Source organism: Antarctobacter aquimaris (genome assembly GCF_900184945.1).
In the GTDB taxonomy this organism is placed as follows: domain Bacteria; phylum Pseudomonadota; class Alphaproteobacteria; order Rhodobacterales; family Rhodobacteraceae; genus Maliponia; species Maliponia aquimaris.
Window position 1 is genome coordinate 44,646 of record NZ_FXYF01000002.1, and the last position, 15,111, is coordinate 59,756.

Below are 15,111 nucleotides of genomic sequence, written 5' to 3' on the forward strand. Positions count from 1 at the left end.
TGCGTAGACCGGGTGGAGAACGCGCATGTTCGGCAAAGGTGGCAACGGTCAGGACATCGTATCGATGACGGATCGGGAAAAAATGCGACGGCTGGCGCCCTTGCGCCACGTGGAGGCCTATTGGCACGGGCTCTGCGCCAGCGATGCCGTGCCGCTGCGCAGCCAGATCGACCCGCGCGGTATGCAGGATGCGCTGGAAAACGCCTTTCTGATGGAACGCATCGCGCCGACCATGGCCAAGATCCGGGTCGCCGGCACGCATCTGAACGACCTGATGGGCATGCAGATCGCCGGGATGCCGCTGTCCAGCCTGATCGCCCCGCAGGACCGCGATCGCTTTGGCGAGGCGGTCGCGCGGATGTTCGCCGATCCCGCCATCGTGCGGATCGACCTCGCGGGCGAAGGCGGCTTTGGCAAGCCCGCGCTCGAGGCGAACATGGTGCTGTTGCCGCTGCGGTCGGATTTCGGCGACCAGACCCGCGCGCTGGGCGCGCTGGTCAGCCATGGCCGCATCGGCCGCACGCCGCGCCGCTTTACCGTGCGCCACGTCGAGGTGATCCCGGCGCTGGGCGCCGAGCGCGAGGTGACGCAAACCCATCGCGATACCGATGCGCCGCTGCCCGCCCCCGCCTTGCAGGAGGACCCGGCCCGCTACGTGCCGCGCGCCGCGCCGGCCACGTCCCCGGCCAGGGACGAACCGGCGCTGACGACAAAAGGCCACCTGCGGCTGGTCGTGCGCAACGACTGATTCCCGGCGGTCAGGACAGACCCGACGCCCCGGCCCGCGCCGGGGCGTTTGCGTGTCAGGCCCGCGCCTGTGCCGCCTCGTCCAGCGAATTGGCCAGCGATTCCGCCCGCGCGGCAAGTTCGGCCAGCGCATCGGTCAGGTCGTCCGGGATCACCGGCACCTCGACCTTGTCGGGCGCCGGCGCCGGGCGGGCCTTGACCTCGGCCAGCTCCATTTCGGCGGTCCTGAGCTTCTCCTCGGCCTCGCGCAGCCGTTCCTCCAGCCCCGCCGTCTTGTCGGCCAGCATCAGACCGGCCATCAGCAGCATCCGCGCCTCGGGCATCCGGCCGATCTGGCCCACGAGAACCTGCGCCTCGGTGTCCAGCAACTGGGCGGCGGACAACAGGTACTGTTCCTCGCCCTGCTGGCAGGCCACTTCAAAGCTGCGGCCGCCGATCTTGATTTCGACTTCGATCTGAGACATCAGTGCGCCCCCTCTTCGGCAGCTTCGGCCAGCAGCGGGGTCAGCGCGCCCAGCACGGCCTGCGCCTCGGCGGCATCGGCGGCGCGCATCGCGCGCAGCGCGGCCAGCTCCGCCTCAAGGCCCCGATTGATCAGTTCCGGCTCACCCACGCCTTGCGCATTGGCTTCGCGCAGCGCGGCGTTTGAGGCGGCCAGTTCCTCGTTGGCGGCGCGCAACCGGTGCAGTTCGGCGTCCAGCTCGGCCAGGCCGGCCGGAGTCTCGACCGGGACCGGCGCAGCCACCGGTGCCGCGGCCTCGGCCTCGCTCAAACGCTGCTTGAGCGTGCGCAAGCGCTCTTCCAGCTGGGCGTTGGCGATCTTTTCTTCTTCCAGCGCCTCTTGCAGCGCGGCGGCATCCAGCGCCTCGCCCGCGTCCTCGGCCGCCGGTTCGGGCGCCGCCTGCTGCGTCTCGGCGCGCAGCCGTTCCATTTCCTCGGCGGCTTCGGCGCGTACCGCGGCCAGCGCGCCTTCCAGCTCGGCCTGCGCCGCGCGTCTTGTCGCGTCCAACTCGGCCCGCACCTCTGCAAGCGCCTCCTCGGCCGCCTCGGCCCGGCCCAACAGCGCGTCGAACTCGGCCTGTATCGGACCGGGGGCAAAGTCATCGACCCTCTGTCCGATACGGTCCAGCGCGCGGGTGATGCGCGCCTGCAATTCTTCGATCTGGCTCATCTTGCCCTCTTGCCTGTCCCCGCGGCCTCATTCCACGGGCCGTACCGCACCGCGGGACGAATCGTCCCGTGCCCGGCACCGCAAAGTTTACCAAGCGATTTCGGAAATTGCGCCCCCTTATGTTCCAAGGCCTTACAGGACGGCCTTCACCCGGGGTCAGCGCCCATGCTTGCACTTCGCCGCGTGGCTGCTATTCACCCCGCAAAAGCCCTCAGCCAAAGGACGGAAACCCGGTGGATATCCAAGAGCTTCGCACCCGCAACCCCGATCACTGGATGCGCGCCACCGCGATCCGAGCGCTTGCGCTGGACGCCGTCGCCGCAGCCAATTCCGGCCATTCCGGCATGCCCATCGGCATGGCCGACGTGGCGACCGTGCTCTATTCCCGGCACCTGAAGTTCGACGCGCGCCAGCCTGGTTGGGCGGATCGTGACCGCTTCATCCTGTCGGCCGGCCACGGCTCGATGCTGCTCTATGCGCTGCTCTATCTCTGCGGCGACCCGGAGATCACGCTGGACGAGATCAGGAATTTCCGCCAGCTGGGCGCGCGCACCGCGGGTCACCCGGAGAATTTCCATGCCCAGGCCATCGAGACGACAACCGGCCCGCTGGGCCAGGGCATCGCCAACTCGGTCGGCTTCGCCATCGCCGAGGAAAGCCTGCGCGCCCGCTTCGGCAAAAAGCTGGTGGATCACTATACCTATGTCATCGCCGGCGACGGTTGCCTGATGGAGGGTGTCAGCCAGGAGGCCATCACCCTGGCCGGGCGGCAGGAACTGGGCCGGCTGATCGTCTTCTGGGACAACAACGGCATCACCATCGACGGCAAGGTCGATCTGTCCGACCGCACCGACCAGGTCGCGCGTTTCAAGTCCTGCGGCTGGCACGTGCAGGAAATCGACGGCCACGACCCCGAGGCCATCGACGCGGCGATCACCGCCGCCAAGGCCAGCGCGCAACCGTCGATGATCGCCTGCAAGACGCACATCGCCCTGGGCCACGCGGCGCAGGACACCTCCAAGGGGCACGGTGCGTTGACCAACGCCGACCAGAACACCGCCGCCAAGGAGGTCTGGGGCTGGACCGCCGCGCCCTTTGACATTCCCGCCGACATCAAGTCCTGGTGGGAAGCGGCCGGCGCCCGCGGCGGCGAAGAACGCACCGCCTGGGAGGCCCGCCTCGCCGAGACCAGCGAGTCCCGCCAGAAGGAATTCGCCCGCGTGATGGCCGGTGAAACCCCCAAGAAGCTGTCCGCCGTGATCAAGGCCTTCAAGAAGCAGGTGTCCGACAGCAAGCCCGACGTGGCGACACGCAAGGCGTCGGAAATGGCGCTGGAGGTGATCAACCCGGTTATGCCCGAGACGATCGGCGGCTCGGCCGACCTGACCGGCTCGAACAACACCAAGACCGGCGATATGGGAGTCTTTGACACCGACAACCGCAAGGGTCGTTACATCTACTACGGCATCCGCGAGCACGGCATGGCGGCGGCGATGAACGGCATGGCGCTGCATGGCGGCGTGCGGCCCTACGGCGGCACCTTCATGGCCTTCACCGACTATGCCCGCCCGTCGATGCGGCTGGCCGCGCTGATGCAGATCCCGACCGTGTTCGTCATGACGCATGACTCGATCGGCCTGGGCGAGGACGGACCGACCCACCAGCCGGTCGAGCACCTGGCGATCAGCCGCGCGACGCCGAACACCCTGGTGTTCCGCCCGGCGGACGTGGTGGAAACGGCCGAAGCCTGGGAAATCGCGTTGCGCCAGACCGCGACCCCCTCGGTGCTGTCGCTGACCCGGCAGAACCTGCCCACCGTGCGGACCGAGCACAAGAACGCCAACCTGGTGGAAAAGGGCGCCTACGTGCTGGCCGACGCCGAGGGCAAGCGCCAGGCGATCCTGATGGCGACCGGCTCCGAAGTGGCCATCGCCCTGGCGGCGCGCGACCTGTTGCAGGCCGAGGGGATCGGCACGCGGGTGGTGTCGATGCCCTGCTGGGAGCTGTTCGAGGAACAGGACGACAGCTATCGCCGCAAGGTGCTGCCGGCCGGGCCGGTGCGGGTGGCGGTCGAGGCGGCGGTCCGTTTCGGCTGGGACCGCTGGCTCTACGGCGAGCGCGGCAAGCGCGAGAAGGGTGCATTCGTCGGGATGCACGGCTTTGGCGCCTCGGCCCCGGCGGAGGTGCTGTACGAGCACTTCGGCATCACCGCCGAGGCGGTGGTCGAACAGGTCAAGGCCATGCTCTGAGGCTATATCGCCTGATGACTGGGATTGGGGCCGGTTCCTGCAGGGGGGCCGGCCCTTTGCCTTGACCTGCGCGCGTGGTGAGGGTGCAGGGGGCGCTGCCCCCGTCGCGCGTGCCGCGCGACTCCCCCGGGATATTTTCGGCCAGAAGAAACGCGCGGGGCGCGCGCCATCCCCGGGGGGCGTAGCGATCAGTGACGGGTTGTGCCGTGGCCAATCCCATCCAGCACGGCGCGGGCGGCGCGCAGGCCGGGCGGCTCCCCGCCCTGCCCCAGCCGCTGCATCGTCAGGCGCATCGCCTCGGCCTGGGCCTGCGGCGCGTCGAGCACCTGCGCCACGGCCTCTGCGATCGGACCGGGGCGGCAGGCGTTGCCGATGAATTCCGGCACGGCGCGGGTCTCCGACACGAGGTTGACCAGCGTCAGGCTGTCGACCAGCAGCATGCGGCCGATGATCTGGCGCGAAAGCCAGCTCATGTCGTAAGCGATGACCATCGGCGTGCCGGCGGCGGCAAGCTCCAGCGACACGGTGCCCGAGGCCGCCAGCGCCACGTCGGCGGCGCGGAAGGCCGCGCGTTTCTGCGCGCCATCCGGGTCCTGCTGCGGGTCGATCACCAGCGGGGCACCGGGCCAGTTGCGGGTCGCCTCGCGCACTGTCTGCGCCACCGGCGCTGCGGCGGGCAGCACGAGGCGCAGGCCGGGCCGCAGCGCAAGCAACTGCCGTGTCGCCTCTTCGAAGACCGGCAGCAGGCGGGCGACCTCGGACCGGCGCGAGCCGGGCAGGACCAGGGCCATTTCGCCGGTGATGTCGTGGCGGGTGCGAAAGGCCTGCGCCTCGGCCTCGGTGGCTTGGGGATCGGTCACCACGGGGTGGCCGACAAAATCGCAGGCGATCCCGGCGGCCTGCATGTAAGGCGGCTCGAACGGCAGCAGGGCCAGCACCTGGTCGACATGTGCCGCCATCTTTTGCGCGCGCTTCGGCCGCCAGGCCCAGACCGTGGGCGCGACGTAGTGGACGACCCGCACGTCCGAGACCGCCTTGACCAGCCGGTTCACCCGCAGGGAGAACTCGGGCAGGTCGATGGTGATCAGCACGTCCGGGCGGTCGGCGATCACGGCGTCGGCGGTCTGGCGGATGCGCGCCTTGAGGTGGCGGTATTCCCTGAGGATCTCGGCGATCCCCATGATCGAGATCTCGTCCATGTCGAACAGGCTGTCGAGCCCTTCGGCGATCATGCGCGGCCCGCCGATGCCGCGAAAACTGACACCCGGCACTAGCTGTTTCAGCCCGGCCATCAGGGCGGCGCCCAGCTTGTCGCCGGATTGTTCGCCTGCGGTGATGAAGACCCGCATCAGGCGCCCCGCTCGCGGATCCAGAGGAACAGGCCCGTGTCGTCGAGCATTTCGACCACTGCGCGCCGGTCCAGCACGATGACGCCGCCGGCCTCGATGACGATGCCGGAAAGGCCCGCGGCCACGGCGGCCACGGCGGTCTGGAGGCCGATCACCGGCAGGTCGGCGCGGCGATCCTGCCCCGGCTTTGACGCCTTGTAGAGCAGCCCGCCCCGGGCCACGGGGCCAAGGCCGTGCAACATGGCGTCGGTGCCGGCCACGGTTTCGCGGGCGATCACCGCACCGTCACGCAGGACGCAGGCCTGGCCGAGGTCGCGCCGGCCCTGTTCGCGCGACACGCGGTCGCCCAGGCGGGCATCGATCGTGGCGCTGTCCGGCGGGTGGGTCGTGGTCAGGACCCCGGCGGGCGGCAGGAGATGCGGCGCGAGGTCATGCGCCGCCAGCACCCCGAGGCCCGCGCCTTCGAGGATCTCGATGGCGATGCGCAGCGCGCCGTCGTCGCCGCGCCGCAGCGCGCGCAGCAGGTCCGGCAGCAAGGGAAGGGTGCGCAGGCCAAGCCGCCACACCGAGAGATCGGGCCGGGTGATGGCGCCGCAGAGGCAAACGCGGGTCACCCCGCGCCGGTGCAGCCAGCGCAGGAACTCGCCCAGCCGTTCAAGACGAAAGAGATGCTCGGCAGCGATCTCGTCAGGCGGGCAATGGGCCAGGCCGCAGGTGACGAAGGGCTCGGACAGCCCCTCGGAGACGGCCTTGGGCAAGGCACCGCGACCTGCGATCAGTGCCAGCATCGCCCAACTCAGCCCGGCGTCAGGAAGGAACGGTCGGTGTCGCCGAGGATGAAGTCGACGATCTCGCGCACATAGGCGCTTTGCGTCTCGTCGCCGAGGCGCTTGGCACGGTCCTGAAAGGCGCCTTCGCCCTGTGCCAGCATCTGGAAGGCGGCCCGCAGCGCGGTGATGTCCGACCGCGCGACGCCCTTGCGCTTGAGCCCGACCAGGTTCAGCCCGTCCAGCCGGCCGCGCGGCGCCTGCACAAGGCCATAGGGGATCACGTCGTTGGTCACCATGGTGACGGCGCCGATGATCGCGCCACGGCCGATGCGCACCCACTGGTGTACGCCCGACAGGCCGCCGATGATGACGTCGTCCTCGATCACGCAATGGCCCGCCAAGGCCGCGTTGTTCACCAGGATCACCCGGTTGCCCACCTGCACGTCATGCGCGACATGGCAGCCCGCCATGAACAGCCCGTCGTCGCCGATGCGGGTCACGCCGCCGCCGCCCTCGGTGCCGGTGTTCATGGTGACGTGTTCGCGGATGCGGTTGCGCGCGCCGATCTCCAGCCGCGTCTTCTCCCCCTTGAACTTGAGATCCTGCGGGATCTCGCCGATGACGGCAAAGGGAAAGACCACCGTCTCGGGGCCGACCGTGGTCTGGCCCGTCACGACGACATGCGATTTCAGCGTCACCCGGTCGCCCAGCACGGCGTCGGGGCCGACATGGCAGAACGGGCCGATCCGGCAGCCCTGCCCGATCTGCGCCCCGTCCTCGATCACGGCCGAGGGGTGAATCACGGTCTCGGTCAAGACGGCAGGTCCATCATGGCGGTGAACTCGGCCTCGGCGGCCATCTCGCCCTCGACCTCGGCGACGCCGGAGAACTTCCACACCTTGCCGCCGGGTTTGCCGCGCAGGGTGGTCAGCTGCATGCGCAGCTGGTCGCCGGGGGTGACCTTGCGGCGGAACTTGCAGTTGTCGATGGCCATGAAATAGACCTTCATTTCCTTGTCGGCCATGTCCAGCGCGGTGCCGACCATGACGGCGGCGGTCTGCGCCATGGCCTCGACGATGGTGACGCCGGGCATGATCGGCAGGCCGGGGAAATGGCCCTGGAAATGCGGCTCGTTCATGGTGACGTTCTTGATGCCGATGGCCGATTGCGTGCCGTCGATCTGTTCGACCCGGTCGACCAGCAGAAAGGGATAACGGTGCGGCAGGATGCGCTGGATCAGCTGGATGTCCGCGCTCAGCAACGGTTCGGTCATGGGCACGCGCCTTTCTCGTTTTGCGGCAACCCCTAGCAATCGCCGCCCCGGGGGGCAAGCCTGCCGTCAGTCCTGCCCGACCGGCGGCTGGGTCGGTTCCGGCTGGGTCGGTTCCGGTAGGGTCGGTTCTGGCTGGACCGGCTCTGGCGGGGTGCCGCTGCCGATCTGCACGTCAATCCGCTCGATCGCGCGTTCGGTGATGTCGATCGCGTCGGCGGCGACAAGGACGGTGCGCCGTTCAAGGATCAGCGCGGCCCCGGCTTCGCGCAACAGCCCCTCCAGCACCGGCTGGGCGACGCCCAGGAAACGCCGGCGCGCCTCGTCGGTGCGGACCCCCAGGGCGCGGGCCTTGGCGTCCTGTTCGTCGCGCAGGCGCTGCACCTTGGCGTCGAAGGCATCGGCCAGCTTGCGGAACTCGTCGGGCGCCAAGGTCGGGCGCAGCTCGGTCAGTTCGCGCTCTTCCTCGATCAGCTCGGCCTCGATCTTGCGGTTCTCGGCGGCAATGGCGCGGCCGTCGCGCTCGATCTCCTCGTTCACGCGCTGGCCAAAAGCGCTTTCGGCAAAGACGCGCTCGAAGTCGATGACCAGGATCTCGCTCTGCGGTGTGCCGGTGGCAAAGGGGCTGCCCAGCCCCTGCGCCGAGACGCTCCCCGCAAGCAGAGAGAACCAGAGCGCGACAAGCCGGGCGGTCCGTCGCACAGCGGCCTCAGAACTTGGTCGAGATCGTCAGGTTGAAGTTCTGCGCCTTGTCGTACTTGTTCTTTTGCAGCGGCTCGGAGAAGTTCAGCCGGAGCGGCCCCAGCGCGCTTTCCCACAGGATCGAGAACCCGATCGCCTGCCGGGGTTCAAAGCCGGACGACACGATCCGGTTGGCCGTACCGACGTTGCCCTTGGTCGAGGCGTCGAGCCCCCAGACCGAGCCGATGTCGTAGAACAACCCGCCGGAAATGCCGTATTCCTCCGGCAGGCCCAGCGGGAATTCCGCCTCGAACCGCGCCACCGCATAGAAGTTGCCCCCCAGCGCATCGTCGACCTTGTCGCCCTTCTTGCTGACCTCGCGCGGACCAATGCCGCCATTGGTAAAGCCGCGCATGATGTCCGGGTTGGTGAAGAAGCGGTCGGTCACCCGGCTGCTGCCGGTGGTGTAGTTCAGCGCACCGCCTTCAAGGGTGGCCCGCAGCGTGACCTCCTCGTTCATGATGCGGGTCTGGGCAACCGCCTTGACGTTGGTCTTGATGAAGGTGCTGTCGCCACCCAGGCCGGCAAAGTCCTGGCCGAACTCCAGCCGGTAGCGGGTGTTCGGGTCCAGCCCGGTGCTGAGCGTGTCAAAGATGTAGGTGTAGCCGACAGAGCTGTCGATCCGTTCGCCTTCCAGCGCCTCGGCCTTGACCACGCCGCCGATATCCTTGGCCTTTTTGCCGACCCCGGTGATCAGGCCGTAATCCAGCGTGTAGCGCAGCTGCACGCGGCTGCGCTCCGCCGTGGGGAATTCCAGGAAGGGGCGGAACACCCCGGTGGTGGTGTCAAAGACCGCGTTCTGGTTGTCGGTCTCGCTGTAGGTCAGTTGCAGGCCCAGGGCCAGGTCGCGGCCGAACAGCCCCGGCTCGACAAAGCTGAAGCCGTACTGCGACGCCTCGGCGGCGGTGTTGATGGTAAAGCCGAACTGCTGGCCCCGGCCGAGGAAGTTCCGCTCGGAGAAGGAGAAGGCCGCGCCAAAGCCGTTGGCGGTGGAGTACGACCCGCCGAAGCTGATCGAGCCGGTGGGCTGTTCCTCGACGTCGACCTCGACGATGACCTGCTGCGGGGTCGAGCCCTCACGCGCATCGACATCGGCGGTCTTGAAATATCCCAGCGCGCGGATGCGTTCGGCGCTTTCGCGGATGGCGCGCGGGTTGAACGGATCGCCTTCGACGGTTTCGAACTGGCGGCGGATGACGCGGTCCAGCGTGGTGGTGTTGCCCTCGATGTCGATGCGTTCGACAAAGATCCGCTCGCCGCGGACCAGGGCAAATTCCACGTCCAGCGTCAGGTCGCGGTCGTTGCGGGTGACGCGCGGCTCGACCCGGACAAAGTTCAGGCCTTCGTTCACGGCCAGCTTTTCAAGGCGCGAAATCTCGTTCTCGACCAGCGAGGGCGAATAGACCACCCCCTTGCGCAACCTGACCCTGCTCTGGAACAGATCGGCATCGACCTCTGGCAGTTCGGAGGTGACACCGACGTTGCCAAAGCGGAACTGCTGGCCTTCCTCGACGTTGATCGTCAGGAAATAGCCGTCGCGCTCCTGGCTGAGTTCGGCGTTCACGCCGGTGATGCGGAAATCGACAAAGCCGCGCGAGGCGTAGAAGTCGCGCAACAGCTGCTTGTCGAATTCGATCCGGTCCTCGATGAAGGTGTCCTTGCGGATGATGGCGCGCAGCAGGCCGGCCTGCTTGGTGTCCAGCACGCGGCGCAGGCGGCGATCGGAATACTTGGAGTTGCCGACAAAGCCGATGCGCTCGACCTCGGCGACACCGCCTTCGAACACCTCGAACACCAGGTCGACGCGGTTGTCGCTGCGGCGGATCACCTTGGGGGCGACGCGCGCGGCAAGACGGCCCTGCACCTCGTAGGCGCGGGAAATCTGCTGGGCATCGGCCTCGGCGACGCGCGGGCTGAACACCCGGCGCGACTGCGACTGCACGATCTTGGCCAGATCATCGTCCTTGATGCGCTTGTTGCCCTCAAAGGTGATGCGGTTGATCGTCGGGTATTCGACGACCCGGATCACCAGCGTGCCCCCCTGCGGGATGATCTCGACGGTCTCGAACAGGCCGGAGTTCAGGATTCGCTGGTAGGCGTCGTTCAGTTCGGCCGCGCTGACGGTCTGGCCGCGCGCGATGCCGGCATAGGACAGGATCGTGCCCGGCTCGACCCGGCGGTTGCCCTCGATGCTGACGGCGGTGAATCGGTAGGATTGCGCGTAGGCAATATCAGGGATCGTGGCGACCCCTGCCCCCATCGCAACGGCGAAGCTCAGGCACACGGCCCTCACAGCATTCGCGGTGTCATTACCCCGAGTCCGGCTCTGCGCTTTTCGCGCGGAAATGACCTTTGCCATTGTCGCAATCCAATCTGACATCCCAGAGTCGTCAGTATCGGGAATGCCCCGGCTTGTCAAAAGCCTGCGGTGTCAAAAACGGCAAGTGTCGCACGCCGGCGACTAGTTCATCAGCGCACCCAGCCAGCCCCCGAAAAACAGGGCGAAGACGATGGTGCAGATGTACAGAAGCCGGTCCCAATTGATGGTCACCAGCAGGCTCACGCTGCGGTATCCTGCCTGAAGCGTTTGCATGGATTCGGTCCTCGGTTGCGTCGTCGACCAAGGTATCGCGCATGAATCGGGCAGGAGTTTGACGCCCTGCCCCGGTGATTGTGTCAGGGACAGAACAAATCGTTCGAAAGCGCGAAGACCATCAACGAAAGCACGACAGTCAGCCCGATCGACATCATGACCTTGAGCGCGCGGTCGCTGGGCGGCCGGCCCGACACCGCCTCGTAGGCGTAGAACACAAGGTGGCCGCCATCCAGCACCGGAACCGGAAAGAGGTTCAGCAGGCCCACGGCGGTGGACAGCACCGCGATGAACCAGATGAAGCTGGCGGTGCCCTGGCTGGCCATGTCGCCCGAGGTTTCGGCGATGCCGATGGGTCCGGACAGGTTGCAGGTGCTGATCGCGCCGGTGGCCATGTGCCACAGGCCCGAAAGCGAGCCTTCGATGATCCGGCCGACCTGGGTGAACCCGCCGCCGAGCGCGTCGAGAAAGCCCATCGACTCGGTCGCCGGCTCAAAGGCGACGCCGCCGACGATGCCGATGCGGTACACGGTCTGGAACCCGCCGCCGTCGACCGGCTCGTCGATGCGGCGCGGGGTCATTTCCTTTTGCAGGATCTCGCCGTCGCGCCAGACGGTCAGCGCCAGCGCGGCGCCGTCCGACCCTTCGACCTTTTCCTTGAGCTGTTCAAAGGCATGAATCGGCGCACCGTCGACCTCGATGATGACGTCGCCCGCCTGCAACCCGGCATCCCCCGCGGCTGAGCGCGGCGCGATCTGGGTCGCCAGCGGCGGATAGGTAAAGGGACCGGCGACGGTGATTTCCTGCCCGTCCCGTTCGACGGTATAGTCCAGCTGCGCCTGCCGCGGCAGGGCGGCGAAATAGGCGGTCAGCGTCTGCTGGTCGTCCGAGCCGGGCAGCGCCTGCCCCTCGATGCCCAGGATGCGGTCGCCAGGCCGGATCTGCTGTTCCACCGGCAGCGGGCGCAGTTCGCCCACGGTCAGCGGCTCGGCCATCTCGCCGCGCACCATCATGACGCCGGCAAAGATCGCGATGGACAGGACAAAGTTGAACAGCGGACCGGCGGCAACGGTGGCGGTGCGCGCCCAGAGCGGCGCGCCCGACATCGTCGAGCGTTTCTGACGCTCGTTCAGCCCGGCCAACGCCGCCTCGTCGATCCCGCCCGAGGCATTGGCGTCACCGCGGAACTTGACGTAGCCGCCAAAGGGAATCGCCGCGATCTGCCATTTCGTGCCGTCGCCGTCGACGCGCGACCAGATCACCGGCCCGAATCCCAGCGAAAAGACCTCGGGGAAGATGCCGGATTTCTTGCCCACGATGTAATGGCCGTACTCGTGCACGGCGATGATCACCGACAGGGCGATCACGAAGGCTACAACGGTCCAGAGCGCGCCGCCGAACTGCGGAATCAATGACAGTGGGTCCAAGGCTCGCGTGCCCCCTCTATTTTTTCGTTAACCGAGAATGCTCCGGTCGGCCTCTCCCCGAGCCAGATGGTCTGCCTGGGAGACCATATCAAGGGTAATCCCGGCAGCATTGTGACCCGCCTGCGACGAAAGGCGTGAGAGCACCTCCTCGACGACACCCGCCATGCGGGTAAACGGGATGCGCCCCTCGATGAAGGCATCGAGCGCGCGTTCCTTGGCGGCGTTGAACACCGCGCCCATCAAACCGCCCGCCGCCATGACCTCGCGCGCCAGCCGCAGCGCCGGCCAGCGCGTCTCGCACGGGGCGCGAAAGGTCAGCTGGCCCAGCTTGACCAGGTCCAGCCGTTCCACCGGCAGCGGCTTGCGGTACGGGTGATGCAGGGCAAAGCCGATGGCGTGGCGCATGTCCGGCGGGCCGACATGCGCCATCAACGCCCCGTCCGTAAAGCCCACCAGCGCGTGGATCATTGATTCGGGATGTACCACGGTCTCGATCCGGACCGGGTCGAGACCAAAGAACTCTTTGGTCTCAATCAGTTCCAGCGCCTTGTTGAACATCGACGCAGAGTCGATGGTGATCCGCTGCCCCATCGCCCAGTTGGGGTGCGTGGCGGCCTGCGCCGGGGTCGCCCTGGCCAGATCCTCCAGCGGCCAGTCGCGAAAGGCGCCGCCGCTGGCGGTGATGATGACCCGTTCGACCGCGGCGATATCCTCGCCGATCAGCGCCTGGAAGACGGCGGAATGTTCGCTGTCCACCGGCAGGATCGTCGCATCGTGGGCGCGCGCCGTGCGCAGCATCAGCGCCCCGGCGCAGACCATGCTTTCCTTGTTGGCCAGCGCCAGGGTCGCGCCCTGCTCCAGCGCGCGCAATCCGGGCTCCAGCCCCGCCGCGCCGACGATGGCCGACATCACCCAGTCCGCCGGGCGGGATGCCGCTTCGATCAGCGCGGCGCGGCCTGCCGCCGCCTCGACGCCCGATCCGGCCAGCGCCGCGCGCAGGTCCTCCAGCCGGGTGTCGTCCGCCGTCACCGCCAGCCGGGCGTTCAGCCGCCGCGCGTCCCGCGCCAGTTGCGCCACGTTGGCGCCGCCCGTCAGGGCGATCACCTCGTAGGCGTCCGGGTCGCGCGCGATCAGGTCGATGGTGTTCTGCCCGATCGAGCCGGTGGCGCCAAAGATCGAGACCCGCCGCCTGCCCGCCGTCATCCCGCCCCCGCCGGGAACCCGGTCACCTGGCCGGCGATCACGATGAAGACCGCCGCGCCGAGCATCCCGTCGAACCGGTCCATCAGCCCGCCATGGCCGGGCAGCAGGTTGGAGCTGTCCTTGACCCCGGCCCGCCGCTTCAGCGCGCTTTCGGCGATGTCGCCGATCTGCGAGGCCATGCTGACCGCGATCGACACGCCGATCAGCCCGGCCCCCTGCGCGGTGAACCCGGCAAAGATCGCGCCGACAATGGCCGCGCCGATCCAGCCGGCCACCGTGCCGGACCAGGTCTTTTTCGGGCTGACGCGCGGCCAGAACTTCGGCCCGCCGATCAGCCGTCCGGCGAAATAGCCCGCCACGTCGGTGACCACCACGGTCACGATCAGCCACAGCATCCAGACCAGGCCGAAATCGTCGCGCAGCCCCATCATGGCGTAGCCCGCCAGCAGGATCAGCGCCGCGTAAACGGCATAGGTCACGCCCTTTTCGTGGATCTGCGTCAGGCCCAGCAACGGCACCAACAGCAGCAGCGGCAGCGCAAAGGCCGGCGGCAGCTCGATCGCCAGCATCGCCACGACGAACCCCGCGGCGCCCAGCAGGATCGGCGTGCGCGGCGTGCCGGGGTCGCAGAGGGTGACCAACTCCCAGATCATCACGCCGCAGACCGCGGCAATGGCAAAGTGGAACCACAGCCCGCCCAGCCAGAGCGTCAGCGCCGCCACGCCGATCATCGCGACCGCCGACAGCAGCCGCGGGGCCAGATCGTCCCAGACGCCCGCGCTCATGCCTTCACGGCCCCATAGCGCCGGTCGCGGCGCCCGAAGGCGGCGCAGAGCCGTCCCATTTCCTCGGCCGTGAAGTCGGGCCAGAGCGTGTCCACGAACTCGTACTCCGAATAGGCGGATTGCCAGAGCAGGAAGTTGGAGATCCGCGCCTCGCCGCTGGTGCGGATCACCAGGTCCGGGTCGGGCAGCACGTGGGTGTCGAGGTAGCGCGGCAGGGTTTCCACGTCGACCTGCGCCGGATCCAGCTTGCCGGCCTGCACGTCCTCGGCCAGCCGCCGCGCGGCGCGCGCCACCTCGTCCCGGCCGCCGTAGTTCAGCGCGATGGTCAGGTTGACGCCAGTGCAATGCTTGGTGAAATCCTCCGCCTCGTCCATCAGCGCCTGAAGCTTGCGGTCCAGCCGCGGCCGGTCGCCGATGAAGCGGACGCGCACGTTCTCCTTCACGAAGCCTTGCATCTCCTTCATGATGTAGCGTCGGAACAGGCTCATCAGCCCGGCCACCTCGACCTGCGTGCGCTTCCAGTTCTCCGTCGAAAAGGCGAAGATGGTCAGGTACTTGACGCCGAAGTCGGGGCAGGCCTCGACGACCTCGCGCACCCGGCGCGCGCCGGCGTGGTGCCCGAACAGGCGGGGCCGGCCGCGCATCGTGGCCCAGCGGCCGTTGCCATCCATGATGATGGCCACATGCTTCGGGCCCGCGATGTCAAGGATGGGGCGGGTCATGCATTTCCTTCCGAAGCGACGCGCGCGGTCACGCCATGACTAGCTGAGCACGACCCGCGGTCCAAGGCAATCGTCTCACATAAA

15 protein-coding genes are annotated in these 15,111 nt (G+C 68.0%); 2 read left to right on the forward strand and 13 right to left on the reverse strand.

Annotated features, from left to right (window positions below):
• Positions 1–25: 25 nt before the first annotated feature.
• A complete protein-coding gene (locus MAA8898_RS03010) occupies positions 26–748 on the forward strand; it encodes a PAS domain-containing protein (RefSeq protein WP_094019510.1) in 723 nt (240 codons plus the stop codon).
• Positions 749–803: 55 nt separating this feature from the next.
• Here MAA8898_RS03010 and MAA8898_RS03015 read toward each other — a convergent pair whose 3' ends face one another.
• The gene (locus MAA8898_RS03015) at positions 804–1,211 is read right to left on the reverse strand and encodes a cell division protein ZapA (RefSeq protein WP_094019511.1); all 408 of its coding nucleotides are present in this window, start codon (positions 1,209–1,211) and stop codon (positions 804–806) included.
• Entirely contained in the window at positions 1,211–1,918 is a 708-nt protein-coding gene (locus MAA8898_RS03020; RefSeq protein ID WP_245853225.1) for a hypothetical protein, read from the reverse strand. The genes MAA8898_RS03015 and MAA8898_RS03020 overlap by 1 nt, the downstream gene beginning before the upstream one ends.
• 233 nt (positions 1,919–2,151) lie before the next feature.
• Between MAA8898_RS03020 and tkt the strand changes: the two genes are divergently transcribed.
• Positions 2,152–4,167, forward strand: a complete 2,016-nt coding sequence (gene tkt / locus MAA8898_RS03025) for a transketolase (RefSeq protein ID WP_094019512.1) — start codon at positions 2,152–2,154, stop codon at positions 4,165–4,167.
• Between the two features lie 188 nt (positions 4,168–4,355).
• Here the strand turns inward: tkt and lpxB are convergent, their stop codons facing one another.
• The 11 genes from lpxB to uppS form a co-directional block, all read right to left on the reverse strand.
• Complete coding sequence (gene lpxB / locus MAA8898_RS03030; protein ID WP_094019513.1) at positions 4,356–5,516, reverse strand: lipid-A-disaccharide synthase; 1,161 nt, start codon at positions 5,514–5,516, stop codon at positions 4,356–4,358.
• Entirely contained in the window at positions 5,516–6,304 is a 789-nt protein-coding gene (locus MAA8898_RS03035) for an LpxI family protein (RefSeq protein WP_094019514.1), read from the reverse strand. Before MAA8898_RS03035 ends, lpxB begins: the two co-directional genes overlap by 1 nt.
• 8 nt (positions 6,305–6,312) lie before the next feature.
• Positions 6,313–7,101 (reverse strand): acyl-ACP--UDP-N-acetylglucosamine O-acyltransferase, encoded by a 789-nt coding sequence (gene lpxA / locus MAA8898_RS03040; protein WP_094019515.1) that lies wholly within the window; start codon positions 7,099–7,101, stop codon positions 6,313–6,315.
• A complete protein-coding gene (gene fabZ / locus MAA8898_RS03045; RefSeq protein WP_094019516.1) occupies positions 7,098–7,559 on the reverse strand; it encodes a 3-hydroxyacyl-ACP dehydratase FabZ in 462 nt (153 codons plus the stop codon). Before fabZ ends, lpxA begins: the two co-directional genes overlap by 4 nt.
• Positions 7,560–7,625: 66 nt before the next feature.
• Entirely contained in the window at positions 7,626–8,258 is a 633-nt protein-coding gene (locus tag MAA8898_RS03050; protein ID WP_176445050.1) for an OmpH/Skp family outer membrane protein, read from the reverse strand.
• Between the two features lie 7 nt (positions 8,259–8,265).
• Positions 8,266–10,656, reverse strand: coding sequence for an outer membrane protein assembly factor BamA (gene bamA / locus MAA8898_RS03055; RefSeq protein ID WP_094019517.1), 2,391 nt, complete (start codon positions 10,654–10,656; stop codon positions 8,266–8,268).
• A 102-nt stretch (positions 10,657–10,758) separates the two neighbouring features.
• Entirely contained in the window at positions 10,759–10,890 is a 132-nt protein-coding gene (locus MAA8898_RS27030) for a hypothetical protein (protein WP_281252799.1), read from the reverse strand.
• An 83-nt stretch (positions 10,891–10,973) separates the two neighbouring features.
• Complete coding sequence (rseP, locus tag MAA8898_RS03060) at positions 10,974–12,317, reverse strand: RIP metalloprotease RseP (protein ID WP_094019518.1); 1,344 nt, start codon at positions 12,315–12,317, stop codon at positions 10,974–10,976.
• A 27-nt stretch (positions 12,318–12,344) separates the two neighbouring features.
• On the reverse strand, positions 12,345–13,520 hold the full coding sequence (gene dxr / locus MAA8898_RS03065) for a 1-deoxy-D-xylulose-5-phosphate reductoisomerase (RefSeq protein WP_094019519.1): 1,176 nt from the start codon (positions 13,518–13,520) through the stop codon (positions 12,345–12,347).
• A complete protein-coding gene (locus MAA8898_RS03070; RefSeq protein WP_094019520.1) occupies positions 13,517–14,305 on the reverse strand; it encodes a phosphatidate cytidylyltransferase in 789 nt (262 codons plus the stop codon). The genes dxr and MAA8898_RS03070 overlap by 4 nt, the downstream gene beginning before the upstream one ends.
• Positions 14,302–15,027, reverse strand: a complete 726-nt coding sequence (gene uppS / locus MAA8898_RS03075; protein WP_094019521.1) for an undecaprenyl pyrophosphate synthase — start codon at positions 15,025–15,027, stop codon at positions 14,302–14,304. Before uppS ends, MAA8898_RS03070 begins: the two co-directional genes overlap by 4 nt.
• Positions 15,028–15,111 lie beyond the last annotated feature (84 nt).

Coding starts and splice junctions, on each gene's coding strand:
- MAA8898_RS03010 (WP_094019510.1), top strand. CDS start 26: ATGTTCGGCAAAGGTGGCAACGGTCAGGACATCGTATCGATGACGGAT.
- MAA8898_RS03015 (WP_094019511.1), bottom strand. CDS start 1,211: ATGTCTCAGATCGAAGTCGAAATCAAGATCGGCGGCCGCAGCTTTGAA.
- MAA8898_RS03020 (WP_245853225.1), bottom strand. CDS start 1,918: ATGAGCCAGATCGAAGAATTGCAGGCGCGCATCACCCGCGCGCTGGAC.
- lpxB (WP_094019513.1), bottom strand. CDS start 5,516: ATGCGGGTCTTCATCACCGCAGGCGAACAATCCGGCGACAAGCTGGGC.
- MAA8898_RS03035 (WP_094019514.1), bottom strand. CDS start 6,304: ATGCTGGCACTGATCGCAGGTCGCGGTGCCTTGCCCAAGGCCGTCTCC.
- fabZ (WP_094019516.1), bottom strand. CDS start 7,559: ATGACCGAACCGTTGCTGAGCGCGGACATCCAGCTGATCCAGCGCATC.
- bamA (WP_094019517.1), bottom strand. CDS start 10,656: ATGGCAAAGGTCATTTCCGCGCGAAAAGCGCAGAGCCGGACTCGGGGT.
- MAA8898_RS27030 (WP_281252799.1), bottom strand. CDS start 10,890: ATGCAAACGCTTCAGGCAGGATACCGCAGCGTGAGCCTGCTGGTGACC.
- dxr (WP_094019519.1), bottom strand. CDS start 13,520: ATGACGGCGGGCAGGCGGCGGGTCTCGATCTTTGGCGCCACCGGCTCG.
- MAA8898_RS03070 (WP_094019520.1), bottom strand. CDS start 14,305: ATGAGCGCGGGCGTCTGGGACGATCTGGCCCCGCGGCTGCTGTCGGCG.
- uppS (WP_094019521.1), bottom strand. CDS start 15,027: ATGACCCGCCCCATCCTTGACATCGCGGGCCCGAAGCATGTGGCCATC.